This window comes from Phascolarctobacterium sp. (assembly GCF_045124115.1).
Taxonomy (GTDB): Bacteria; Bacillota; Negativicutes; order Acidaminococcales; family Acidaminococcaceae; genus Phascolarctobacterium_A.
Map to the genome: position 1 here is coordinate 56,478 of NZ_JBGVLF010000018.1, position 24,494 is coordinate 80,971.

The 24,494-nt window shown below is 44.3% G+C and carries 23 protein-coding genes; 14 read left to right on the plus strand and 9 right to left on the minus strand.

Annotation, left to right across the window (positions count from 1 at the left end; all coding sequences use genetic code 11):
- Nucleotides 1–65: 65 nt before the first annotated feature.
- The 9 genes from ACJMM4_RS02950 to rpmH form a co-directional block, all read right to left on the minus strand.
- Entirely contained in the window at nt 66–944 is an 879-nt protein-coding gene (locus ACJMM4_RS02950) for a ParB/RepB/Spo0J family partition protein (RefSeq protein ID WP_405379431.1), read from the minus strand.
- Between the two features lie 11 nt (nt 945–955).
- The gene (gene rsmG, locus ACJMM4_RS02955; RefSeq protein WP_405379444.1) at nt 956–1,675 is read right to left on the minus strand and encodes a 16S rRNA (guanine(527)-N(7))-methyltransferase RsmG; all 720 of its coding nucleotides are present in this window, start codon (nt 1,673–1,675) and stop codon (nt 956–958) included.
- The gene (mnmG, locus tag ACJMM4_RS02960) at nt 1,675–3,555 is read right to left on the minus strand and encodes a tRNA uridine-5-carboxymethylaminomethyl(34) synthesis enzyme MnmG (RefSeq protein WP_405379430.1); all 1,881 of its coding nucleotides are present in this window, start codon (nt 3,553–3,555) and stop codon (nt 1,675–1,677) included. Before mnmG ends, rsmG begins: the two co-directional genes overlap by 1 nt.
- Nucleotides 3,556–4,002: 447 nt before the next feature.
- Nucleotides 4,003–5,379 (minus strand): tRNA uridine-5-carboxymethylaminomethyl(34) synthesis GTPase MnmE, encoded by a 1,377-nt coding sequence (gene mnmE / locus ACJMM4_RS02965; RefSeq protein ID WP_405379429.1) that lies wholly within the window; start codon nt 5,377–5,379, stop codon nt 4,003–4,005.
- Between the two features lie 58 nt (nt 5,380–5,437).
- Entirely contained in the window at nt 5,438–6,364 is a 927-nt protein-coding gene (gene jag / locus ACJMM4_RS02970) for an RNA-binding cell elongation regulator Jag/EloR (protein ID WP_405379428.1), read from the minus strand.
- A gap of 20 nt (nt 6,365–6,384) precedes the next feature.
- The gene (locus ACJMM4_RS02975) at nt 6,385–7,014 is read right to left on the minus strand and encodes a YidC/Oxa1 family membrane protein insertase (protein ID WP_405379427.1); all 630 of its coding nucleotides are present in this window, start codon (nt 7,012–7,014) and stop codon (nt 6,385–6,387) included.
- Between the two features lie 41 nt (nt 7,015–7,055).
- The gene (gene yidD / locus ACJMM4_RS02980) at nt 7,056–7,265 is read right to left on the minus strand and encodes a membrane protein insertion efficiency factor YidD (protein WP_405379426.1); all 210 of its coding nucleotides are present in this window, start codon (nt 7,263–7,265) and stop codon (nt 7,056–7,058) included.
- Between the two features lie 11 nt (nt 7,266–7,276).
- On the minus strand, nt 7,277–7,636 hold the full coding sequence (rnpA, locus tag ACJMM4_RS02985; RefSeq protein ID WP_405379425.1) for a ribonuclease P protein component: 360 nt from the start codon (nt 7,634–7,636) through the stop codon (nt 7,277–7,279).
- A gap of 57 nt (nt 7,637–7,693) precedes the next feature.
- The gene (rpmH, locus tag ACJMM4_RS02990) at nt 7,694–7,828 is read right to left on the minus strand and encodes a 50S ribosomal protein L34 (RefSeq protein ID WP_021718820.1); all 135 of its coding nucleotides are present in this window, start codon (nt 7,826–7,828) and stop codon (nt 7,694–7,696) included.
- A gap of 369 nt (nt 7,829–8,197) precedes the next feature.
- On the opposite strand from rpmH, the gene dnaA reads away from it, so the two are divergent.
- The 14 genes from dnaA (at nt 8,198) to ACJMM4_RS03060 (ending at nt 24,368) form a co-directional block, all read left to right on the plus strand.
- Nucleotides 8,198–9,589, plus strand: coding sequence for a chromosomal replication initiator protein DnaA (gene dnaA / locus ACJMM4_RS02995; RefSeq protein WP_405382980.1), 1,392 nt, complete (start codon nt 8,198–8,200; stop codon nt 9,587–9,589).
- A 264-nt stretch (nt 9,590–9,853) separates the two neighbouring features.
- The gene (gene dnaN, locus ACJMM4_RS03000) at nt 9,854–10,963 is read left to right on the plus strand and encodes a DNA polymerase III subunit beta (RefSeq protein ID WP_405379423.1); all 1,110 of its coding nucleotides are present in this window, start codon (nt 9,854–9,856) and stop codon (nt 10,961–10,963) included.
- A gap of 18 nt (nt 10,964–10,981) precedes the next feature.
- Nucleotides 10,982–11,209, plus strand: a complete 228-nt coding sequence (locus tag ACJMM4_RS03005; RefSeq protein ID WP_405379422.1) for an RNA-binding S4 domain-containing protein — start codon at nt 10,982–10,984, stop codon at nt 11,207–11,209.
- Nucleotides 11,206–12,345 (plus strand): DNA replication/repair protein RecF, encoded by a 1,140-nt coding sequence (gene recF, locus ACJMM4_RS03010; protein ID WP_405382982.1) that lies wholly within the window; start codon nt 11,206–11,208, stop codon nt 12,343–12,345. The genes ACJMM4_RS03005 and recF overlap by 4 nt, the downstream gene beginning before the upstream one ends.
- A complete protein-coding gene (locus ACJMM4_RS03015; protein ID WP_405379420.1) occupies nt 12,335–13,105 on the plus strand; it encodes a DUF721 domain-containing protein in 771 nt (256 codons plus the stop codon). Before recF ends, ACJMM4_RS03015 begins: the two co-directional genes overlap by 11 nt.
- Nucleotides 13,092–13,331 (plus strand): extracellular matrix regulator RemB, encoded by a 240-nt coding sequence (remB, locus tag ACJMM4_RS03020; protein ID WP_405379419.1) that lies wholly within the window; start codon nt 13,092–13,094, stop codon nt 13,329–13,331. The genes ACJMM4_RS03015 and remB overlap by 14 nt, the downstream gene beginning before the upstream one ends.
- 39 nt (nt 13,332–13,370) lie before the next feature.
- On the plus strand, nt 13,371–15,311 hold the full coding sequence (gene gyrB / locus ACJMM4_RS03025; RefSeq protein ID WP_405382984.1) for a DNA topoisomerase (ATP-hydrolyzing) subunit B: 1,941 nt from the start codon (nt 13,371–13,373) through the stop codon (nt 15,309–15,311).
- A 14-nt stretch (nt 15,312–15,325) separates the two neighbouring features.
- Nucleotides 15,326–15,625, plus strand: coding sequence for a hypothetical protein (locus ACJMM4_RS03030; RefSeq protein WP_405382986.1), 300 nt, complete (start codon nt 15,326–15,328; stop codon nt 15,623–15,625).
- A 38-nt stretch (nt 15,626–15,663) separates the two neighbouring features.
- Nucleotides 15,664–16,329: a thiamine diphosphokinase gene (locus ACJMM4_RS03035; RefSeq protein WP_405382988.1), complete on the plus strand. Its 666-nt coding sequence runs from the start codon at nt 15,664–15,666 to the stop codon at nt 16,327–16,329.
- A gap of 21 nt (nt 16,330–16,350) precedes the next feature.
- A complete protein-coding gene (locus tag ACJMM4_RS03040) occupies nt 16,351–17,127 on the plus strand; it encodes a sulfite exporter TauE/SafE family protein (RefSeq protein WP_405382990.1) in 777 nt (258 codons plus the stop codon).
- 29 nt (nt 17,128–17,156) lie between these two features.
- Nucleotides 17,157–19,601: a DNA gyrase subunit A gene (gyrA, locus tag ACJMM4_RS03045; protein ID WP_405379414.1), complete on the plus strand. Its 2,445-nt coding sequence runs from the start codon at nt 17,157–17,159 to the stop codon at nt 19,599–19,601.
- 216 nt (nt 19,602–19,817) lie between these two features.
- Entirely contained in the window at nt 19,818–20,222 is a 405-nt protein-coding gene (locus ACJMM4_RS03050; protein ID WP_405382992.1) for a (deoxy)nucleoside triphosphate pyrophosphohydrolase, read from the plus strand.
- Between the two features lie 17 nt (nt 20,223–20,239).
- On the plus strand, nt 20,240–23,119 hold the full coding sequence (locus ACJMM4_RS03055; protein WP_405382994.1) for a DUF3427 domain-containing protein: 2,880 nt from the start codon (nt 20,240–20,242) through the stop codon (nt 23,117–23,119).
- A 340-nt stretch (nt 23,120–23,459) separates the two neighbouring features.
- A complete protein-coding gene (locus ACJMM4_RS03060) occupies nt 23,460–24,368 on the plus strand; it encodes an Rpn family recombination-promoting nuclease/putative transposase (protein ID WP_405382996.1) in 909 nt (302 codons plus the stop codon).
- Nucleotides 24,369–24,494 lie beyond the last annotated feature (126 nt).

A 24,494-nucleotide genomic window follows, 5' to 3' on the forward strand; every position in this document is an offset into this window, starting at 1 on the left:
TGTTTCACGTGAAACAATGGCTGCTAGGTGCTGGAGTTTTATGTTGAATTTTTTGGGAGCTGCTATTAGAATAGGGGCTTGCTGTTGCCTCCTTTGGGCTTCTTCTGGTTACGGATGCGCAGGCTCACTACAACATCCTCCCCATCTACAGTCTGCTCCATGTTAACAGGAATACCCACGTCTTTAATCGCATTCACTACTTGCTTGATGCTGTTTAAATAGATGCGCACATCGTTAACGATTACCAAGCGTTTCTTCTTTTCCTGCTGCTTTTCATTGAGCAGTTTCTCAATATATTCCTCCGTCTGGCGCACGCTGTAATTACGCTCAATTACCACTGCCAAGACCTCTAAGCGTTTGGCTTCGTCATCAAGCTTGAGCAAAGCACGGGCATGACGTTCGCTTAGACCATTATCCACTAACAGTTTGCGTACTTCCGCAGACAGGCGCAGCAGACGCAGCTTATTGGCAATAGTGCTCTGCTTCTTGCCCACTCTGGCAGCCATAGCCTCCTGGGTCAGGTGGAACTGCTCCATCAGCTGCTCATAGCCTTCTGCTTCCTCAAGGTAGTGCAAATCCTCACGCTGCAGATTTTCAATCAGTGCAATTTCCGCAATCTGTTGGGAAGTATACTCGCTGATGATCACAGGAACTTCCTGCAGCTTAGCCATGCGGCTGGCGCGCAAACGGCGTTCACCGGCAATAAGCAGATACTTGCCATTTTCAGCAGGCGCTACCAGCAAAGGCTGCAATACGCCATATTGGGCAATGGATTCGGAAAGCTCTTTTAAAGCGTCATCATCAAAGGTTTTTCGGGGTTGGTAGGGATTGGGGAAAATCAGCTCGATAGGAACCTTTACTACCTTCACCTCATTAACGGCCTGACGGTCGCCAATAATACCACAATCAGTATCCAATACGGAAAAGCCATCGTCGACTAACATTTTTTCTCCCCCTATCTAGCGCCCAAGGGCTGCTTGTCCGGCGTACCTGCTTTGCGCGGGTATTGAGCCGGCGTGGTTTTAATCTTCTCTATCTTTATTATAGCACGACCATCATCAAGACCGGGTAATTTTACAGGCTCAGCGCTAATAATTTTTCCGCCTAAAATTTTTACTGCCTCCGTACCCTCGGCAATCTCGTCAGCATATTTACTGCCCTTCAAGGCAATAAAACGACCGCCTTTCTTTACCAAAGGCAGACAATATTCGGAAAGCACGCTTAAACGGGCAACAGCGCGGGCAGTAACGAGATCGTACTTTTCACGATGCTTCTTATTACGCCCTGCATCCTCCGCTCTAGCGTGTTCACAGGTAATGTTTTTGAGGCCCAGAGCATCAATCACATTCTGCAAAAACTTCAACCGTTTGCCCAAGGAGTCAATAAGCACTACCTTCAGCTCCGGACAGAAAATCTTCAAAGGAACACCCGGGAACCCTGCACCTGTGCCCACATCAGCCAAAGTCTTGCCAGCCATAGTATCATCATAAGCCAAAAGGCTGTCGATAAAATGTTTCACAGCAACTTCTTCAGGCTCCGTAATCGCCGTCAGATTCATTACCTTATTGGTCTCCACCAGCATTTCGTAGTAAGTGGTGAACTGTTCTAACTGCACAGGAGTAAAGCCCAAGCCTGCCTCCTCACCCTTTTGCTGTAAAATCTCGGCAAAAGTCATCATTCCTGCTCCTTCCTACGTTTAAGCTCCAAAGCAATCATCAACACGCTGATATCTGCAGGAGAAACACCGCTGATACGGGAAGCCTGACCAATATTGGTAGGACGAACCTTATCCAGTTTCTCCGCTGCTTCGCTGGAAAGCTCTTTAATAGCATGGTAATCAATATCTGCAGGCAGGCGTTTATTTTCCAATTTCATAAAGCGCTCTACCTCTTGGCGTTGTTTAGTAATATAGCCTTCGTACTTAGCAAAGATTTCTACCTGCTCCGCAGTTTGGGGCGCCAGCTCCGGCAAATTGAATGCTTCCTGCAGTTTGGCATAAGTAATTTCCTTACGGCGCAACAAATCCAACATGCTGATACCGCTACGTAAAGGCGTACTGCCCATAGCGACCAGCTTAGCATTATTTTCACTATTGGGAGCAATGTTCAGCTTGCCCAGTTCCGCAATGCTGCGTTCCATAGCGCTACGTTTTTCCGTAAAGCGCGCGTAGCGGTAATCATCCACAAGACCGATTTCTCTGCCCTTCTCCGTCAAACGCAAGTCGGCATTATCCTGACGCAGCAGCAGACGATATTCTGCGCGGCTGGTCATCATACGGTAGGGTTCATTGGTACCCTTAGTAACAAGGTCATCAATCAAAACACCGATATAGGCTTCATCACGGCGAAGCACCAAAGGCTCTTGGCCCTTAATCTTCATCATGGCGTTGACGCCTGCCATTAAGCCTTGGGCTGCAGCTTCCTCGTAACCGCTGGTGCCGTTGGATTGACCGGCACTGAAAAGACCGCTGATGGCCTTATGCTCCAGACTGGGCTTCAACTGCAAAGGATTCAAGCAATCGTAGTCAATGGCATAGCCTGCGCGCATCATCTTGCAATGCTCCAAACCGGGAATGGTCTGCATAAACTGCAGCTGAATATGAGCAGGCAGGGAAGAACTCATGCCCTGCACATACATTTCGTTAGTGCTGCGTCCTTCAGGCTCGATAAACAATTGGTGGCGCTCCTTGTTGGCGAAACGCACAATCTTGGACTCAATGGACGGGCAGTAACGGGGACCTACGCCCTCTACCATACCGTTGAACATACCGGAAAGGTGCAGATTATCCCTAATTATCTTATGAGTATTCTCGTTAGTATATGTCAAATAACAAGGAACCTGTTCCCTAGTCTTAATATCGCTGATAAAGGAGAAGTTACGCACTTCTTCATCACCGTATTGGGGTTCCATCTTGGAATAATCAAGGCTGCGTGCGTCAATGCGGGCAGGGGTGCCGGTTTTAAAACGCATCAGCTCTACCCCATGCTCTGCCAAGGAAGCAGAAAGCTTGGTAGCACTACGCAAACCATTAGGACCGCACTCATAATTTACTTGGCCGTAAACAATACGACCGCGCAAATAAGTACCGGTAGCCAAAATAACGCATTTAGCTTCAAAAACTTCGCCTGTTTCCGCCTCTACGCCCACTACTTGGCCATTTTCTACCAACAGCTTGTCAATCATCAGCTGCTTTAATTCCAAGTGCTCCTGTTCTTCCACAATCTTCTTCATCAAAGTGTGATAATAAGGCTTATCTTCCTGACCGCGCAGAGCGTGTACAGCATAGCCTTTGCCTGTATTCAAAAGGCGCATCTGAATGCAGGCCAAGTCCGCACTAATACCCATCTGGCCGCCTAAAGCGTCCAGTTCCCGCACCAAATGACCTTTAGCAGGACCACCGATGGACGGATTACAGGGCATCAACGCCACATTATCCAAGCTCAAGGTAGCCAGCAAGGTTTTACCGCCCAAACGTGCCGCAGCCAAAGCTGCCTCCACGCCGGCATGACCTGCACCAACTACCACAACATCAAATGAATCTGTAATATATGCCATAATGTATAATACCTCAAACAACAATTATTTCATCCATAAGTGACTATTAGCGATTTTAGCTCAGGAGTACCTAAAACCATAGAAACGAGGACTCTATATAGTAAATTATACGTCCAACAAATTTTTCCGCAAGTTTCGTGATGGTTCTGTACGAAATGAGCGTCAAAATCGCGAGGAACATTGGATGAATAATTGCGTAAATTTATCTTAAAAGCTATTTACCAATACAGAATAATGTACAATATCCTAAACAACAATTATTTCATCCATAAGTGACCATTAGCGATTTTAGCTCATGAGTACCTAGAACCATAGAAACGAGGACTCTATACAGTAAATTATACGTCTATCAAATTTTTCCGCAAGTTTCGTGATGGTTCTGTACGAAATGAGTGTCAAAATCGCGAGGAACGTTGGATGAATAATTGCGTAAATTTATTTTAAAAGCTATTTACCAATACAGAATCTGGAGAAAATCTCGTTAATAATTTCGTCCTGAACTGTATCGCCGGTAATTTCTCCCAGTAAATCGATGGCAGTACGCACATCAATAACAATACAGTCATAAGGAAGCATATTATCCGCAGCAGTTGCTGCATCCTCCAGTGCGGAAAGTGCCTGACGCAACAAATTCTCCTGTCTGCTATTTTGGATATAAGCACCTTCGCCTAAAGTACCCTCGCTACCATAAACGTAGTTCTTGAGCCAAGCGCTAAAGGCTTCCACACCGCTTAAAGTTTTAGCGGAAAGGGTCATCACCTTGTCTTCGCCAAAGCGTTTTTGCAGCGCTACCAAATCCACCTGCATCCCTAAGTCGCTCTTATTAACAATTATTACGCAGGGTTTACCTTCCGCAGCCTTGAGGATTTCCTCGTCCTCTCCTGTCAAGCCTTCGCTGCCGTCCACTACGCAGATTACCAGTTCCGCTTCCTGCAGCAGTTGGCGGCTTTTCTCTACGCCAATCTTTTCTACGAAATCATCGGTAGAACGAATACCTGCAGTATCTGCCAAAACCAACGGCACACCATCTAAAAGCAGCTGCTCTTCAATTACATCGCGGGTAGTGCCTGCATACTGGGAAACAATGGCCCTATCCTCCTTGAGGAGGGCGTTCAAGAGACTGCTCTTGCCTACATTAGGACGACCAACAATGGCGGTACGCAAGCCTTCGCGGAGAATCTTGCCTGTATGGGCGTGGGCCAGAAGATTACTAATCGCATCAGTACAACTGCCCAAGCTTTCCTGTACTCTGCCGTAAGTTACGTCTTCAATATCTTCTTCCGGATAGTCAATAACTGCTTCTAAATTTACTACTACATCCACCAAATCCTTACGCAGACGGCGCAGTTCCCCTGCCAACTGGCCTTGCTGTTGGCGTGCCGCTAGCTTCAAACTTGCTTCGCTGCGGGAACGGATAATATCCATCACAGCCTCTGCCTGGGTAAGGTCAATGCGTCCATTTAAAAAGGCACGCTTTGTAAATTCACCGGGTTCTGCAGGACGGGCGCCTGCAGTATAGGTCAACGCCAAAATCTTCTTTAAGGACTGCAGACCGCCATGGCATTGGATTTCTACTACATCTTCTGCCGTATAGGATTTAGGGGCACGCATATATACAGCCAAAACTTCGTCCACAAGACTGCCGTCAGCATCAAAAACATGACCATAGACTAAAGTGTTGGGAGCATAAGTGCCCAAAGCCTTACCGGAAGCAGCCTTAAAAAGCTTTTCCCCCACTGCCAAAGCACCTTCGCCGCTAACGCGCACAATACCTACAGCGCCTTCACCTAAGGCAGTTATTACCGCACTGATTGTATCTTCCATAATCTTTTCTCCATTGTAAAAAATATAACCCAGTAAGTACATACTGGGTTATACATCTTTATTTTTTCAATTCAATTACCACATGGCGGTACGGATCATCGCCCTCGCTAAGGGTCGTAACCCGGCGATCGCCCTGCAGGGCCATGTGAATGATCTTGCGCTCATGGGGATTCATGGGCTCTAAAGCCACACGTTCACCGGTGCGCTTAACCTTGTCAGCCAAGCGGGTAGCCAAGCGGGTCAAGGTTTCAATGCGGCGGTCGCGGTAATCCTCTACGTCGATGATTACACGTACACGCTCATTGCTGTTCTTATTAGCAACCAGATTGGTCAAATATTGGAGGCTGTCCAAAGTTTGGCCGTGCTTGCCAATCAAAATGCCCATGCCGTCGCCATGGAGTTTAAAGGTAACGCTGCCATCGTTCTTGTTAATGAATTTCTCCATAACAACATCGAGCTTCATAGCGTTGAAAATCTTTTGTAAAAATTCCTTAGCAGCATTTACTGCTTCATCATTTACAGCATATTTACGAGGTTCACGAGGACCACGCTCGCCTCTTTCCGTCTTTTCGCCTTTCCAGGATTCCAAAGTGGAAATAGCGGAGTCAATAGCATCATTCTTGGCAGCTTCTGCTTTCTTGTTGAATTCATCAACTCTTTCAGCTGTTTTTTCAGCAACATCAGCTTTCACTGCTTCTGCTTTTTTGCTAACATTGGCAACTGCAATATCAGCAGCTTCTTTAGCTGCCTTTACTGCTTCGCCGGCTGCTTCTTTAAAGGTCTTTTCTACGGGAGCAGCAGTTTCTGCTTCTACTTCCTTAGTGGTTACGCGAACTACAGCATCACTGCCAAAGAAACCGAAAATGCCTTTTTTAGCTTCTTTTACTACTTCTACAGTAACTTGGTCAGCAGTAACGTTCAATGCTTTTAAAGCTTCGGCAACAGCTTCTTCAACGCTTTTGCCGGTCTTTTCAACAACAGCCATCTGTATCACTCCTTACTGGCTTATTTAGCTGCTTCCTTGTTCATCAGTGCTTGTTGGCCGATCTGCATAATGTTCATAACAACCCAGTACAGTACCAAGCCTGCAGGGAAGGTTAAGCTGATATAGCCGATAAACAGGGGCATGAAATACAGCATGATTTTGTTTTGAGGATTACCGGTATCAGGCATGGTTTGCTTGGACTGAATAAAGGTAGTCAAAGCGGACAGCACCGGCAAAATGTAGGTGGGATCGGGAGCAGCAATGCTCTCCATCCACAGGAAGGAGGTAGAACCTTCATATTGGAAATCGCGGATACCATAGAAAATACCAATCATAATAGGCATCTGCACTACCAAAGGCAGGCAGCCAGCCAAGGGGTTAACGCCCTCACTCTTATACAGGTTGGCAAGTTCCATGTTCAAGCGTTGTTTGTCGTCCTTGTATTTTTCCTGAATAGCCTTCATTTTAGGCTGCAGCTCCATCATAGCCTTAGTAGACTCGATTTGCTTTTTAGACAGGGGATACAGCAACAGCTTCACGAGAATGGTCATAACAACAATGGCAACGCCATAGTTTGCTACACCGAAGCTACTGATGAAATGATAGATTATAGTAATAACCTGTTGGACAATGTTGCTGAGAAAATCCAAAATATCACTCCTTAAAGATAAAGTGGTAGCTTATTATACTATTATTCGACAGGGTCATAGCCGCCGGGATGATAGGGATGGCATCTGCAAATACGTTTTATCGCCATCCAAGTGCCTTTAATAGGCCCCTTTTTCTGAATCGCCTCGATAGCATAAGCCGAGCAGGTAGGATAATACCTACAGGTCGGCGGAAACAAAGGCGAAATAAAGAGCTGGTAGAACCTGATACCTAGAATCAAAAACCTGCTCACAGAAAATCACCTTAATCCTGCAGTAATGACGCTCTTTTTGCCAGTCTTAAAAAAACACGCTCAAAAGTCTTATAATCGGCCTTCGTCAGCTTACGACGAGCCACCCAAACTATATGATATCCTTTTTTAAGCTCTGCACGATGCATACGGAAAACTTCCCGCATCATTCGTTTGACCTTGTTGCGCACCACAGCGCAGCCCAATTTCTTGCCCACTGCCAAGCCGATCTTCAAATCGTCGCCTTGGTTGGCGAGAATGTAAAAAACAGACATACCATCCACGACAGTACGCCCTTTGCCATAGACAAATTGGAAGCTTTTCTTCGATTTAAGTCTATTAATTTTTTTTAAAGTATACTTTTTCTTTTGCATTAAATGCACCTGCCCGCATGGAAAAAATAGGCCACTTGCGCGGCCTATTTTATAATGTTATGCAGACAATTTCTTTCTGCCTCTAGCACGTCTTCTTTTAAGAACTTGACGACCGCCCAAAGTTTTCATTCTCTCTCTGAAACCATGAGTTCTTTTTCTTCTGAGATTGTTAGGTTGAAAAGTACGTTTCATTCAGTATTCCCTCCTTATCCACCGCAAAATTTTATCAAATTCCATTTATCTGAATTGATAGCTGTTAATACTGAACCGCAGAGCCGCAAAAGCCGTGAAAACAGCGGAATCTGCGTCAGTGCAAGGTTTTACTAAATTATTATATTGGAAAATAAAAAATTCGTCAAGTAGAAATCATTGATTTTTAGGGTTTTTTAGGCTTTTAAAGATTTTTCTTGAGAAATTTGCGAAGTTATCCACAACCTGCTAAAATATTAATTGGATAACTATGCTCTGACAGATATTTTTCGGCACTTACCCAGCCCCCAGCGGACTGTGCAGGCTGTCGTTTTTATTTTTTATAAATCGTATAAGGAAAGGATGTTCTGTATGAGTTCCTATGATTTAGCGGAAATCTGGGTAAAGTTCAAGGATAAATTTAAGGAATCCGTTAACGAATCCATCTTCAATGTATGGATCAAACCCATTGTTCCCCTAGAAGTTACTGATGAATACTATAAAGTAGCGGTAAAAAATCTCTTCTTTAAAAATATGCTGGAAGAAAATTACGCCTCCGTCATCGAAGGTATTTTATCGGGGATTATGGGTAAAAACGTCAAGCTGGTAATTGAAACTATGGAAGGCAGTTCTGATAACGCCGCAGCTGCCGACGAAATTCCCGCTGCCCCGCCTAAAACAACACAACAGCAACAGCTTTTCACCGATAAGCAAGTGAAAGAGCCCGAGGCGGAATATGATGACAGCAATCTGAATCCTAAATACATTTTTGAAACCTTCGTTATTGGCAACTCCAACCGTTTTGCCCATGCTGCTGCCCAAGCTGTAGCCGCTAATCCTGCCCACGCCTACAACCCCCTGTTCCTCTACGGCGGTGTTGGTCTGGGCAAAACCCACTTGATGCACGCTATCGGCAACAGAATCAAGGAAAACAACCCTGGGATGAAGGTTCTCTACACCACCAGTGAAAAATTCACTAACGAGATCATCAACTCCATTCAAAATAAAAATACGGAAGCCTTCCGCCAAAAATATCGCAATATTGACTGCCTGATCATCGACGATATCCAGTTCTTGAAAGGCAAAGAGCAGACCCAGGTTGAATTCTTCCACACTTTCAACGCTTTAAAGGACGCAGATAAACAGATTATCATCTCCAGCGACCGTCCCCCCCGCGAAATTGAAACCTTGGAAGACAGGCTCCGTTCCCGTTTCGAGCAAGGTCTTACTGCTGATATCAGCGCCCCGGATCTGGAAACACGTATTGCCATCCTGCGCACCAAGGCTGCATCCATGAATACGGACATTCCCAACGAAGTAATTACCCTGTTGGCTACCAATATCACCACCAACATCAGAGAGTTGGAAGGCGCCATTACCAGAATCGTGGCTTTCTCCTCTTTAATGAACATGCCTGTTACCATTGAATTGGCGCAAAAGGTACTTTCCGACATGGGTAACTCTGTTAAGACCAAAGTCATCACCTTTGATGATATTATCGCTGTGGTAGCAGAATACTACAATGTCAAGAAGGAAGAGCTGTTTGGCAAAAAACGTACGCAAAATATTGCCTTCCCCCGCCAAATCGCCATGTATCTGAGCAGGGAGCTGGCAGACCTTTCCTATCCCCGTATTGGTGAAAGCTTCGGCGGCCGCGACCATACTACCGTTATCCACGCTTACGAAAAAATCAGTAAAGCACGCACCTCTGATATGTCCCTGCAAAAGGAATTACAGGAAATAACAGAACGTCTCCGTCAATAGAATTTAATGATAAAAAGTTATCCACAGAAACTGTTGATAACTCACCTCTAGTTGTGGAAAACTTTTCCTGAAAGTTGATAAAAATTTCCCTTGTAGATTGCGTGGATAATATTTCCCAGTTATACACAGCTTTATCTACATTGGGAAATAACCGCCAGTACTGGGCTGAAAGGACTTTTCCCCATTACTAACAACCCCTACTACTACGTCGACTACCTTTTATAAATACAATAGTAATCATTTACCAAGGAGGACTGTGTACAAATGATAATCACCTGCAATACCAACGCACTGAATAAAGCAATTCAAACTGCACAAAGAGCCATCATTTCCAAACCCAGCACACCTATTTTTTCCTGCATTCACCTCTTTACTCAAGAAGGAAAACTCAGCGTACAGGCTATGGATTTAAATATGGCTATTTCCTGTACTTTAGATGCAGATATTACCCAAGAAGGGGAAATAGTTGTTTCTGCAAAGCATTTGTCCGAACTGATTCGTAAATTGCCCAGCGAAACACTGACTATTGCCAAGAATACGGAAAATAAGACTATTAAAGTTACTTCCGGGAAATCTGAATTCCAACTGCTGTTGATGAATGAAGAAGATTATCCTAAATTCCCGGACTTTAATGGTGACAAGACTATTACCATCGCTGATGAAAAAATCAAAGAACTGATTAAGAAGACTATCTTCTCCTGCTCCAATGACGAATCCCGTCCTCTGTTCACCGGTATTCTGGTAGAAGCAAAGGATAACAAGATTACCTTTGTTGGTACCAACACCCATCGTTTGGCAATCAAATCCTTAGAACAAGAAACTGCCGAGCCTATGAGCATGATCATTCCTTCTAAAGTATTGTTGGAAATTTCTCGTAATCTGACCGGCGAGCTACCGCAAGAAGTAAAAATTTCCTTGCTCAACAACCAGATTATGGTAGTTATTGATAATGTTGTTATTGTTTCCCGTTTGATTGAAGGCAAATTCCCTGACTACAACCGCGTTATTCCTGCTAAATTTGCTGTCAACTGCAAAGTAAATGCCAAAGAGCTGGCAGGTGCTGTTGAGCGTGTAGCCTTGTTCTCTACTGAAGGCGATTACAGCATCGTCAAACTGAGCGTTACTGCGGAAGAACTGACTTTGACTTCCAGCAGTCCCGATGTAGGTACCGGTCGTGAAACCATTGCCTGCGCTGCTACCGGTGATAAGTTGAACGTAGCTTTCAATTCTAAGTATCTGCTGGACATTCTGAAAAATATTGATGCTGACGAAATCAATATGGCTATGAACACTTCTCTGAGCCCTGTCTGCATTACCTGTGAAGCAGAAAAAGACTATATCTACATCGTTACCCCGGTAAGGGTTGTTTTTTAATAAAAAGAGGTCAAGATTATGCAGAAAGAAACTATTGAAATCACTACTGCTACTATTGCTATGGATAAGCTCCTAAAATTCTCCGGTGTTGCTGACACCGGCGGCCAAGCTTTTATGATGGTGGAAGACGGTGTTGTCAAACTCAACGGCGTTACGGTTACGGAAAAACGTAAGCAAGTACGCCCCGGTGATGTTGTCAATATTGACGACCAAATCGAGCTGACCATTATCGCTGCACAAAAATGAGGATTAAGGAGCTTTACGCTGTTAACTTTCGCAATTACGCGAACTGTCAGCTAGCGCTGCCTGCCATGATCAATGTCTTCTATGGTGCTAATGCCCAAGGAAAAACCAATCTTTTGGAGGCTATTTTCTACGGCGCCTTTGGCATGAGCCATCGTACTAACCAGGAAGAGGATTTGCTCAAACTGGGCAATGATGCTATGGCAGTGGGTGTAGTTTACGAAAGCTTCAGCGGTAACCATGAGGTAAAGCTAAAAAAATATAAGCAGCAGGAACGCTGGAAAAAGGAAATTCTGCTGGATGGTGCCAAGGTGCGCCCTAAGGAGCATTACGGTGCTTTAAATGCGGTGATGTTCTCCCCCGAGGATTTGCAGTTGGTAAAGGGGGAACCAGCTCTGCGCCGCCGTTTTTTCGATATGCAGATTTCCCAGACGGACCCAGTGTACTATGATTTATTGGTCAAGTATAACCGGGTACTGCTGCAGCGGAACCGTCTTTTAAAAGATTTGCGCGACAATGGCGGCAATGTTGCCGTCCTGCAGCCGTGGAACGAGGAGTTTATCCGTTTAGCCGCTGCTATTACCGCCAAACGCATGGGGGCACTGGGGAACTTGGAGGCTATTGCTACGGAAGTCTATGCTTCCATTACGGAGCATAAGGAGCAGTTGACTGTGGGCTACGAGTTAAAGGCCAATAATGGCGAACTCCTCTACCCTGGCACTGCTGCGGAGATTGGCGAAGCTTTTTACCGCAGCCATTTGGCAGAGCGCCAGCGCATCGACATCCTGCGTGGGAATACGGGCATCGGCCCTCACCGCGACGATTTGCGCCTGCTTTTAAACGGCGTGTCCTTACGCTCCTTTGGCAGCCAAGGTCAGCAGCGCAGCGGTGCTTTGGCTTTGAAGCTGTCCCAGCTGGAGTATGTCCATAGGCAGATTGGGGAATATCCGGTGCTGCTTTTGGACGATGTTATGAGCGAATTGGACAACAACCGCCGCGCCCAGCTGTTACGCTTTATTGACGGCAGAGTGCAAACCTTTATAACGGTTAACGATCGGGAGCTGATACCTCCTTTGGCAGGCAATGCCTACTATTTCATTGCTAATGGAAAGATTAGCGAGGTAGAAGATGGACAATGACAGATTAACTAATGTGGATGACGTGCTTACTAAGCTGATGGATCCACGCAGGCCTAATAGGTACGTGTCCCGTTCGATTCAAACTATTTACCTAAATCATTTGCTGGAAGCCGATTGGCAGCAGATTTGCGGCAGCAATTTGGCACGGCAATGTCTGCCGGAAAAACTGGTAGGACAGGAACTGCACATTAAGACTGCTAACTCCATGCTTGCTAACGAGCTGTATATGATGCAGAGCCTTTTCCTGCAGAAGGTGAATACCTTCTTGGCAGGGCGCGCTGTAGTCAAAAAGCTGTATTTCCATACGGGGAGCCTAAACCGCAGGCAGAGCAGACGTAAGGCTGCCCAGGCGGTGGCGGCAAAAGTGTTCGCTTATACTACCTGCCCTAAATGTGGTGCCAAGATGCTGCAGGGAGAAACTGTCTGCAGTATTTGCCAGCGGGCGGAGCGGGACGAAATGCGGGCTAAAGTGGCAGAGCTGCTGCGGATTCAGCCGTGGTTGCGCTATGAAGATTGTCTGACTTACTACAAATGTGATAAAATATTATTTACTGCTGTTAAGGATAACCTAAAGAATTACTACTTTGAGCAGGTGCGCTTAGGCTTTGCAGATAAGCGCCAAAGCATGCTGGCGGTAATGTTTTTAACGGAAAAACAGCCCCAGGAGATTACCCCTGCCCTGTATAGTAATGTGTTGGAATTTTTACGGAGGGATCAAAGTGTATCTGCATTTGGGAGCAGACTGCATGGTAAAAAATAGCGAGATTGTGGCTATTATTAATTTATGCCATCCCCAGTCCGAAGCTTGTCAGGAATATGTGGAGAAATATAAGGATGCTTATAAGCTGGTAGATGCTACGGAAGGTGGCGAGGCTTCCAGCCTAGTGCTGACAGAAGATACACTGTACCTTTCCGCAATTTCTTCCCTAACTTTGAAAAAACGCGCCTCTGACATCTGGTTGGAGGACGCTGCTTATACCAGGTAGTACTGCTGCCTGAGCTTGAAAATAAAAACGGAGGTAAATATGACCCAGGATATTGATATTGAAGAAGCAACTGCAGTCAACGGCAACTATAACGCGGAGCAGATCCATGTTTTAGAGGGCCTTGAGGCAGTACGCAAAAGACCTGCTATGTATATCGGCAGTACCTCTGCCCGCGGTCTGCACCATTTGGTGTACGAGGTTGTGGACAACAGTATTGACGAAGCCTTGGCCGGTCACTGTACGGATATCAAGGTAACTATTCATGCGGATAACAGCATCACGGTTGAAGATAACGGCCGTGGTATCCCCGTGGATATGATGAAGAAAGAAAAGAAACCTGCTGTAGAAGTTATTATGACTGTGCTCCATGCCGGTGGTAAGTTCGGCGACGGCGGTTACAAGGTTTCCGGCGGTTTGCACGGCGTAGGCGTTACTTGCGTTAACGCTTTGAGCGAGCACATGGAAGTAGAAGTGCGCCGTGGCGGCAAATGTTACGGTATCGAGTTCAAGCAGGGCAAAACCAGCAAAAAGCTGTATGAAAAAGGTTCTGCCGATACTACCGGTACCACTGTACATTTTAAGCCCGATGCTACTATTTTTACGGAAACGGAATATAGCTACGATACTCTGCGTCTGCGTATTCGCGAGTTGGCTTTCTTAAACAAAGGCATTACCATTTCCTTGAAGGATGAACGTCCTGAAGGACGCAGTGAAACCTTCCATTTTGCCGGCGGTATTATCGAGTTCGTCAACTTTGTTAATGCCAATAAGGACCCCATTAATGCTAAGCCCATTTATTTGGAAGGCGAAAAGAACAACATTATTGTGGAGGTTGCTATGCAGTATAGCGATACCTACACGGAGAATGTGTTTACCTATGTTAACAATATCAATACGGAAGAAGGCGGTACTCATTTAAGTGGTTTCCGTAAAGCCCTCACCCGTACTATTAACAACTACGCCCGTAGCAATAAGATTTTGAAAGATAATGAAGACGCTTTAAGCGGTGATGATGTGCGTGAAGGCTTGACTGCGGTATTGAGCTTGAAGGTGCCCAATCCCCAGTTTGAAAGCCAGACCAAGATTAAATTGGGCAACAGCGAGGTTATGCCCATTGTGGATAGCCTTGTGGGCGACACGTTGGCGGAATTCATGGAAGAAAATCCTGCTGTAGCGAAAAAGATTGTCGAAAAAGCTATTATGGCGGCACGTGCCCGTCTGGCTGCCCGTAAAGCCCGCGAACTGACTAGACGTAAGAACGCTATGGATTTGGGCGGTCTGCCCGGTAAATTGGCGGACTGCAAGAGCCGTAATGTGGAAGATACGGAAATCTATCTGGTCGAAGGTGACTCTGCAGGCGGTAGCGCTAAGCAGGGACGTAACAGTGATTTCCAAGCCATCCTCCCCTTGCGCGGTAAAATCTTAAACGTAGAAAAAGCACGTCTTGATAAGATTTTGAGCAATGCGGAAATCCGTAGCATGATTACTGCTTTCGGCTGCGGTATTGGCGACGATTTCAATTTGGAAAAAGCACGTTACGGGAAAATCATTATTATGACTGATGCCGACGTAGACGGCGCCCATATCCGTACCTTGCTTTTAACTTTCTTCTATCGCTATATGCAGCCTTTGATTAAAGAAGGTCATGTATATATTGCCCAACCGCCTCTGTATTTAATCCGCAAGAATCAAAAAGAGCATTATTATGCTTATAGTGATGAAGAACTGCAGGTTATTTTGGACAAAGTAGGCCGTGACAGCAATCCCTACGTACAGCGCTACAAAGGCTTAGGCGAAATGAACCCGGGACAGCTGTGGGAAACTACTATGGACCCTGCAGGACGCACTATTTTGCAGGTACAGTTGGAAGATGCTGCGGAAGCAGACAGCATTTTCTCCATCCTTATGGGCGATAAGGTTGAACCTCGTCGTCGCTTTATCGAGGAAAATGCTAATAACGTACGTAATTTAGACTTGTAAAAGAGGTTTTGAAAATGGCTAAGATTAAAAAAGGTTTATCCGATGAGGATATGCTGAAGGGCTTTAGCGAAGATTTGACCTTTGAAAACGGCATGTACGCTGATGAAAAGGTTCGCCAAAGCAAGATTAAGGCTGCTAAGGCTCCGGCGAAGAAGGAGCTGCTGCTGCCGGAAGAAGCCCAAGAGCGTTTAAACCGTTTCCTCTTGGAAATCAGCATGGAATGGTTGAAAAATAAAAATGGCAACTGCACTTGGAAGGTGCTGAAGGAAAATGGTCAGATTGTGATCAAACCTGTTGCCGTAACTAAAAAATAATGGCTGAGAAAGTTTTTGTGCTGCCTGGGGTGCGCGTAATGTTTCACGTGAAACAGGAACCGCAGTTGCTAACTGCGCTGGCTGTTGCAGGTGGTCGCGCTCCCAGCCAACTTTGGCTGCAGCAGGCTGCTATGGGTTTAGCCGCGTACTGCGCTGATAGAGGTGCAGCCTACGCTTTAGCTGCAGGCTTATCCCCCACCCTGGTGGTTGGCGATGGCGACAGCGCTACTACCGCAGTGTATGCAGAAGCGGAAGGTGCAGGTGCTGCTTTAGACATCCACCCCCCTGCTAAGGATGATACGGATTTACAGTTACTGTTAAGCAAACTGCCCCAGGGTGATTTGCTTGCTACCGGCATCTGGGGCGGTCGCTTTGACCATCTCTATAGCAATGTGTATTCTTTGCTGGCTTGGAAGCAGCAACGCCAGAGCCAGGTGCTGCTGGCGGACGATAAGGAGCTGATGGTGCTGCTCGGCGAGGGCGAGAGGATGAAGGTGGAGCTTGGGAAAAAGGCTAAGGCGATTTCGTTGCTGCCTCTCTCCCCTACCTGTACCGTTACTATAGACGGAGTACGCTGGCCTTTGGCGCAGGCGGAACTTACTCAGGCTAAACCTTACGCTATTAGCAACGAGGCTGTGGGCAGCGAAGTAAGCTGCACCTGCCATAGGGGCAGCGTGGGACTATATATTTGCTGGGAAGAATAAAAAGTAAATGAGGGGAAGATTTTGGAAACATTTACTGCGTCTTTAGACTTTTGGAACGTGGCGTTCCTGATTATTGCAGGTTTTATTTCCGCTTTTATTGATTCGACTGTAGGCGGTGGCGGTTTGATTTCTACTCCCGCACTACTGAGCATGGGGCTGCCTGTGCCCTACGCTTTGGGTACCAATAAGGTAGCAGCCTCCATGGGCGCGTTGACCAGCGTTATTTCCTTTTGGCGGGCAGGCAAGATCAAAAAGGCAGCCTTTACTTTGATGCCTTTGTCTTTCCTTGGCTCTGCTTTAGGTGCCTACGTGGTCTATCTGCTGCCGGAAAAACTCATGAAGAATATCATCGTAGTGCTATTGGTGGCTGTGGCCATTTACACTTACCGCCGCAAGGACTGGGGCGACAACTCCACCATTAGGGAGCTAGGTCTACAGGCACTTTTAGGCGCTATTGCCATGGCGTTTACCATTGGTTTTTACGATGGCTTCTTTGGCCCCGGTACAGGGTCCTTCCTGATCTTTGGCTTCCTGTATTTAGGCTATGACTTCGTTACGGCCGCAGGCAATGCCAAAGCGTTGAATTTTGCCAGCGGCATTGGCGCGTTAGCAGCCTTTGCCATGAGCGGCACTATTGTGTGGAGTTACGGGATCATCATGGCTTGCGCTATGATTGTAGGCGCTATCTGCGGTTCCCGTTTGGCTATACAAAAAGGGGCTTCCTATGTGCGGCCTCTGTACTTGCTGGTGACTACTTTGCTCATCGGCAAGCAGGTTTATGAAATTTTGTTAAAATAAAGTTAGTGGTGTAAAGGATAGGTGATAAAGTGGACGAACAGAATACCCCTGTTGGCAAGGTTTTGCCGGTATACATTGAAGAAGAAATGCAGAAATCCTATATCGATTATGCCATGAGCGTTATTATCCAGCGCGCCCTGCCCGATGTACGTGACGGCTTGAAGCCCGTACACCGCCGCATTCTCTATGCGATGCAGGAAGCAGGCATGACGCCGACGAAGCCCTATAAGAAATCAGCACGTATCGTCGGTGAAGTTTTAGGTAAATATCATCCCCACGGCGATAGCTCTGTATATGACGCTATTGTGCGTATGGCACAGGACTTTTCCACCCGTTACCTGATGGTTGACGGTCATGGTAACTTTGGTAGTATCGACGGCGACAGCCCTGCAGCAATGCGTTATACGGAAGTACGTATGGCAAAAGTTGCGGAAGCTATGCTGGAAGATATTGAAAAAGACACAGTTGATTTTGTGCCTAACTATGATGAATCTTTAAAAGAACCCAGCGTACTCCCTGCTAAGGTTCCTGCCCTTTTGATCAACGGCAGCGCAGGTATCGCTGTAGGCATGGCCACCAATATTCCGCCTCACAATTTAGGCGAAGTTGTGAATGGTTTGGTAATGCTAATCGATAATCCCGATGTGGAAATTCCCCAATTGATGACCGCTATTAAAGGTCCGGACTTCCCCACCGGTGCCTGCATTTTGGGCAAGGAAGGTATCACCAGCGCCTACACTACCGGCCGCGGTGTAGTCAAAATCCGTGCCAAGGCAGAAATCGAGCCTGCAGCTAAAGGTAAGCACCATATCATTATTACGGAGATCCCCTACCAAGTTAATAAGGCAAATCTGATTAAAGATATTGCTGACTTGGTTAAAGAAGGCGCTATTGAAGGCATCACCCACATTGATGACTATTCCAACTTGAAGCATGGTATCCGTATTGTAATCGAACTGAAAGCTGATGCCGTACCTGATGTGGTTTTGAATCAGCTGTATAAGCATACTGCTTTGCAAAGTTCTTTCGGTATCATTATGTTAGCCTTGGTTAACGGCCAACCGCGCATTTTGAACTTGAAGCAGATTTTGGAATATTATCTGGCACACCAAAAAGAAGTCGTTACCAGACGTACCCGTTTCGAATTGGGCAAAGCTAAAGACCGCGCCCACATTTTGGAAGGCTTGAAGATTGCTCTGGATAATCTGGATGAAGTAATCACCACTATCCGTAGCAGCGCTACAGCGGACATTGCCCGTACTTCCTTAATGGACAAATTCAAACTGAGCCAACGCCAAGCACAGGCTATTTTGGATATGCGCCTGCAGCGTCTGACCGGTTTGGAGCGCAAGAAGATTGATGACGAATACATTGATGTTTTGGAAACCATTGATTGGTTGGAGAGCGTTTTGGCAGACGAGCGCAAAGTGCTGAATATTATTAAAGACGATTTGCTGGAGATGAAGAAGAAGTTTGGCGATGAACGCCGTACGGAAATCTCCCGCGATACTTCCGAAATGGAAGTAGAAGATCTGATTGCCGAAGAAGATATCGTTGTGACCATCAGCCACCAAGGCTATATTAAACGTCAGACTTTGGATAACTTCCGCAACCAGAAACGTGGCGGTGTAGGCAAAACCGGTGGCAGTGGCAAGAAGGAAGACTGCGCAGAGCATCTGTTCCTTTCCACCACCCATCATAATATTTTGTTCTTCACAACTAAAGGCCGCGTCTATCGCCAAAAAGGCTACGAAATCCCCGAAGCAGGACGTACTGCCAAAGGCACTGCTATTATCAACCTGCTGCCTTTGGAACAGGGAGAAAAGATTACGGCGGTTATCCCTGTGAAAGAGTTCCTGGATGAGCAGTTTATGTTCATGGCTACCAATAAAGGTACTGTGAAGAAGACTAATCTGAAGGATTTGGGCAGTGCCCGCAAGGCTGGCTTAGTAGCAATTAATCTGGATGAAAACGAGGATTTGATTGGTGTTGAGCTGACCGACGGCAATAGCGAGATTATTCTGGCTACCCGTAACGGTATTGCTATCCGCTTTGACGAGCAGGATGTGCGTCCTATGGGGCGTACTGCTCACGGTGTTAAAGGTATTTCCCTCAACTACGGCGATGAAGTTGTAGCTATGGATAGCGTGCCCAACGAGGAATACGAGGTGCTGACTGCTACGGAGTTCGGCATGGGCAAGCGTACCGCTGTAACTGATTATCGCAAGCAGACACGTGGCGGCAAGGGTATTATCAATATCAAGATTACGGAAAAAACCGGTGCTGTAGTTGGCATGCGCGTTATTAATCCGGCGCAGGAGATTATGATGATTACCTCCGCAGGTATTATTATCCGTATTGATGTGGACAGCATCAGCCAGTATGGACGTAATGCCCAAGGCGTAAAGCTGATGACTTTGAATGAAAATGACAAGGTTGTTTCTTTGGCTGCCATTCATCACGAAGAAGAATAAAGTACGATGCTGAATAAAGAAGGCGTTCTCCCCTACTCTACAGTTGGGAAGAACGCCTTTTTGTATGCAAAACTAAACTTTTTTAGCGTAGTAGCTTTTATAGTTGCTACGCTATTTTTATTAGCTGTTTAGAAAGTAAAACCTTTGGAAAAGATCTTTATCTGTTACCGGAGCATGTAGTATAATTAAGACATAAAAATAAAGGAGATGATATCCTTGAAACATTATGAAGTTGTTGCTGCAGTTATTGAACATAATGGACAAATTCTTTGTATGCAACGTAATAAAGGAAAGTATGATTATGTTAGTTATAAATTTGAGTTTCCAGGTGGCAAAGTAGAAGTTGGAGAAGAAAATCATACTGCTTTGGAACGGGAATTGAGAGAAGAAATGGATATGGATATCAGCATCATGGAGAGTGATTATTTGATGACTGTTGAACACACATATCCCGATTTTGCCATTACTATGCATACTTATTTATGTAAGTTAGCACATCCTAAATTCGTGATGAAGGAACATGTTGCTGCAAAATGGATGGTACCGCAGGAAATGGGCAAATTAGATTGGGCAGAAGCAGATAAGCCTATTGTAGAGCGTTTGCAGGAGCTTTATAAGTAAGGATAGGAGTAAAATCTATGAATAGTAGTGAATTAGCTTTATATTTAGAGGCTGGTTTTATAGATTTTAATATTGGGACGGATGAGCGCTTTCTTCCAAAAATTTTAACCAATAATCAACAAAAACAAGTTAAAGTTCTAGAGAGTTTATTGGTTGAAATGGAAAGTTGTGATGATTTTTTCTTTTCCGTAGCATTTGTAACTAATAGTGGCATTGCTTGCCTTATTGATACCCTTCAAGAGTTGCAAAATAGAAATATTAAGGGAAAGATTCTAGCATCTCAATATCAAAATTTTACTGAGCCTAGGGCATTAAGGCGTTTGCTACAGTTTCCTAATTTAGAGTTAAAAATCATTACTTCTGATTATAATTTTCATGCCAAAGGCTATTTGTTTCATTCTTTAGCAACACAAAATACAGAAGAAAATTACACTATGATTATAGGTAGTAGTAATCTTACTCAAAGTGCATTAACGATTAACCGTGAATGGAATGTACGGCTTTCTTCTATGAAGGATGGCGCTTTAATTAAGCAGATGCAGGCTGAATTGGAAAAGGCTTGGGATGATGCAACTCCGGTTACAGAAGAATGGATTAATGTATATGAGAAAATTTATCACGAAGCAAAAACTCAACGCAATAAGGCTGAAACGCAAATTTTAAATCTTTATAAGATTAATCCCAATAAGATGCAAACAGCTGCTTTGCAAGGCATTGCACAACTACGTGCTGAAGGAAAGGATCGTGCTTTACTTATTTCTGCTACAGGCACAGGTAAAACATTTCTTTCTGCTTTTGATGTGCGAACTGTAAATCCTAAGCGTTGTTTATTTGTAGTTCATAGAGGCTTAATTGCTCGCAATTCTTTGGCAAGTTTTAAACATGTTATAGGTTCAAAGAAATCCTTTGGCTTATATAGTGGAGCAAAAAAAGAAACTAATGCGGATTATTTATTTGCTACAGTTCAGACATTGTGCAAAGATGAAAACTTGCATAGCTTTGCACCTGATGAATTTGATTATATTATTGTGGATGAAGTACATCATGCAGGGGCAGAAACGTATAGGAAAATCTTAGATTATTTTAAACCTAAATTTTTGTTAGGTATGACAGCAACGCCGGAACGTACAGATGGCTATGATATATTTAAAGCCTTTAATTACAATATTGCTTATGAAATACGCTTGAATGAAGCACTGGCTGAGAATATGCTGGTTCCGTTCCATTATCATGGCGTTAGCGAGATCGTTTTAGAGGGTGAAGTTTTAAGCGACCATAGCGATTTCAATAAGCTTGTTTGTGAAGAACGCGTTAAACATATTCTAAAGTATGCTGATTTTTATGGCTGTGACCAAGGAAGAGTCAAAGGGCTTGTGTTTTGTAGCCAAATTGATGAAGCGAAAAAACTTTGTAACGCTTTTAATGAACATGGTAAAAAGTCAGCATGGATATCCGGAGAAACGTCAGAAGTAGATAGAAAAAAACTTATTGAATGTCTAGAAACTGATGATAAAAATAATAATGATGCTTTGGATTATCTCTTTTCAGTAGATGTTCTAAATGAAGGCGTCGATATTCCCTCAGTCAATCAAATAATTATGCTACGCCCGACGGAATCTGCCATTGTTTTCGTACAGCAGTTGGGACGCGGACTGCGCAAAAATAAGGATAAACGCTATTTAGAGGTTATTGATTTTATAGGTAACTATGAAAATAACTATTTGCTGCCCATAGCTCTTTATGGTGATCGTTCTTATAGCAGGGAACATGTCCGTCGTAATATGCATAATAATTTTCTTCCCGGAGCATCGACAGTTCATATTGACGATATTGCGAAAGAGCGCATTTTCAAGAAACTTGATACTGTAAATTTAAAATCTATGAAAACCCTAAAAGAAGCTTATTCCTTAGTTAAGTTTAAATTAGGGCGTGCTCCTATGATGATGGATTTTGTCAATCTTGGAGATAGGGATCCGTATCTTTTTGTGGAAGCCAAGAAATCGTATTATGAATTTAAACAATGTGTTGATTATGAGCAAAGCACATTGACTAAAGAACATCTACAGATTTTGCAATTTATTAGTTTGGAAATAGCCAATGGCAAGCGATTGGAAGAAATTATACTGTTAGAGAGATTGATACAAAGTAAAGTTATCAAAAAGAGCGATTTTTTTGCTTATATGCATAATAATCTGCAGTTAGACACTTCTGAAGCAACTTTAAAAGGCGTAGAAAATGTTTTATCATTGGACTTTTTTAAAGATGCAGACAAAGTTAAGTACGGTAACCAAGCTTTAATTGTAAGCACAGATGATACGATTGCTTTGAGTTCCTATTTTAAAAATCTTTTAGGTAATAGTGAGTTTATGCTTTATTTAAAGGATACTTTGGCCTATGGCAAACATCGTTTCTTAGAGGATTTTGATAAGAGTAAATTTTATCATGGCTTTAAACTATATGGCTCTTATACGCGCAAAGATGCATGCAGAATTTTGAATTGGCCGAAAGATGAAAGCTCTACTGTTTACGGGTATAGAGTAAAATATGGCACTTGTCCTATGTTTGTTACCTATAATAAGAGCGAAGGTATCAATCAAAGTATTCAGTATGAGGATGCGTTTATCAATAATGCTCATTTTCATTGGTGGACGAGAAATAGAGTAGATATTGAATCTAAAGAAGTCTATGCTATTCAAAATCCTGAAACGCTAAAATTACTTTTTATTAAGAAAAGTGATGATAATGGTTCTGAATTTTATTGTATGGGTGCAGTAACTTATCAAAAATGTGTCGGCAATACTATTATGAGTAAAGGGAAGAAGCTTTCTATTGTAGAAGTGTTCTATGCTATGGACGTTCCTGTAGAAACAAAAATTTACAAGTATTTTGTGGGTTAACTCCCCTACCCCATTCAAAAAAGGCGTTCCTCCCTACTTTGGGAAGAACGCCTTTTGTTTTCAAAATTCGATGTTTGTGCTATACTGAAGGTGAAACGTAAAGTGGGTGCACCCCTAAGATGGAAGTGCACGTGGGCTTTTCTATAGTAGAAGTGCATTTAGTGATTCACTAAGTGTTAAAAACCGTTGCAGAAGTGGCTTCGGTAGTAGTATCGATTTACGTTGGTCCCGTATATGGGATGATGCTACTACTGCGCCCAAATGTAAGCCCGGTTTGAAAATGCCAATAGCAGTATCATCCTACGAAAAACTTTCGTGTTTCAAGAAAGGATGAGAACTATTGGGAGCAAAAGATGTTTCCGAAAAAATTCTTGTAGCCTACAGTGATGTTGCGGCAGATATTTTGAATGTTCTAGTCTGTAACGGACAAAGGTTGTTCGAGCCTGAGATGCTGCAGGAAGCAAGCGTTGTATCGCAGTACAAAATGGATGGTAAGCTTCATCATCAAGAGCGTGATGTTGCCAAGTTTGTTATTGATAAAGCAACAAATGCCATCATTACTTGCTGTGGTTTTGAAAATCAAACTAAAGTGGACAACAGAATGCCATTGCGTGTTATCGGTTATGACGGTGCAAGCTACCACAACCAACAAAACGAAGCAGAGCCCTACGAAGTGGTTACGTTCGTGCTTTATTTTGGAGAGCATCGTTGGCACGCACCACGCAATTTGCAAGGATGTATTAAACGCAGGTGTGATAAGATTCCTGATACAATGCGCAATGACTACAAGATAAACGTATTTGAAATCGCCTATCTTTCTCAAGAGCAGATAGATATGTTTCAAAGTGATTTTAAATACGTTGCTGAATACATGGTTCAAAAGCGTACTAACAAAGAATACCAACCATCTTCCGGTGTTGTTAAGCACGTTGATGCGGTTTTGAAATTGTTAAGCGCTGTTTCCGGCAATCCTAATTTTGAGTTGATTATTCCAGATGTTGAAGAAGGAGGTTTGGTTACTATGGATGCGATGATAGCTAGATTTGAACAAAGAGCTGAGGCACGCGGCGAGGCTCGTGGTGAAGCACGTGGCAGAGCGGAAGGCGAAAAGTATGGTGAAGCTCGTGGTATGCTGCAAAAGGCTTTAACTATAGCCACCAATCTGAAACGCAGTACAAACATGAGTGACGAGGCTATTGCGGAGCTTACGGAACTGCCTCTTGAACAAGTTAAGGCGATTTCTGTATAAGCTACTACAACTTTATCCTTCAACTTTTAGTTATAATTTTAGCGTCCGTATCGTAATTTTGATGCGGACGCTTTTCGTTCTCCTTTTTCTATGCAAAACACACTTGTTGTGCTATACTGAAGATGA

Coding starts and splice junctions, on each gene's coding strand:
- ACJMM4_RS02950 (WP_405379431.1), bottom strand. CDS start 944: ATGTTAGTCGACGATGGCTTTTCCGTATTGGATACTGATTGTGGTATT.
- rsmG (WP_405379444.1), bottom strand. CDS start 1,675: ATGACTTTTGCCGAGATTTTACAGCAAAAGGGTGAGGAGGCAGGCTTG.
- mnmG (WP_405379430.1), bottom strand. CDS start 3,555: ATGGCATATATTACAGATTCATTTGATGTTGTGGTAGTTGGTGCAGGT.
- mnmE (WP_405379429.1), bottom strand. CDS start 5,379: ATGGAAGATACAATCAGTGCGGTAATAACTGCCTTAGGTGAAGGCGCT.
- jag (WP_405379428.1), bottom strand. CDS start 6,364: ATGGCTGTTGTTGAAAAGACCGGCAAAAGCGTTGAAGAAGCTGTTGCC.
- rnpA (WP_405379425.1), bottom strand. CDS start 7,636: ATGCAAAAGAAAAAGTATACTTTAAAAAAAATTAATAGACTTAAATCG.
- rpmH (WP_021718820.1), bottom strand. CDS start 7,828: ATGAAACGTACTTTTCAACCTAACAATCTCAGAAGAAAAAGAACTCAT.
- dnaA (WP_405382980.1), top strand. CDS start 8,198: ATGAGTTCCTATGATTTAGCGGAAATCTGGGTAAAGTTCAAGGATAAA.
- dnaN (WP_405379423.1), top strand. CDS start 9,854: ATGATAATCACCTGCAATACCAACGCACTGAATAAAGCAATTCAAACT.
- ACJMM4_RS03005 (WP_405379422.1), top strand. CDS start 10,982: ATGCAGAAAGAAACTATTGAAATCACTACTGCTACTATTGCTATGGAT.
- recF (WP_405382982.1), top strand. CDS start 11,206: ATGAGGATTAAGGAGCTTTACGCTGTTAACTTTCGCAATTACGCGAAC.
- ACJMM4_RS03015 (WP_405379420.1), top strand. CDS start 12,335: ATGGACAATGACAGATTAACTAATGTGGATGACGTGCTTACTAAGCTG.
- remB (WP_405379419.1), top strand. CDS start 13,092: ATGGTAAAAAATAGCGAGATTGTGGCTATTATTAATTTATGCCATCCC.
- gyrB (WP_405382984.1), top strand. CDS start 13,371: ATGACCCAGGATATTGATATTGAAGAAGCAACTGCAGTCAACGGCAAC.
- ACJMM4_RS03030 (WP_405382986.1), top strand. CDS start 15,326: ATGGCTAAGATTAAAAAAGGTTTATCCGATGAGGATATGCTGAAGGGC.
- ACJMM4_RS03035 (WP_405382988.1), top strand. CDS start 15,664: ATGTTTCACGTGAAACAGGAACCGCAGTTGCTAACTGCGCTGGCTGTT.
- ACJMM4_RS03055 (WP_405382994.1), top strand. CDS start 20,240: ATGAATAGTAGTGAATTAGCTTTATATTTAGAGGCTGGTTTTATAGAT.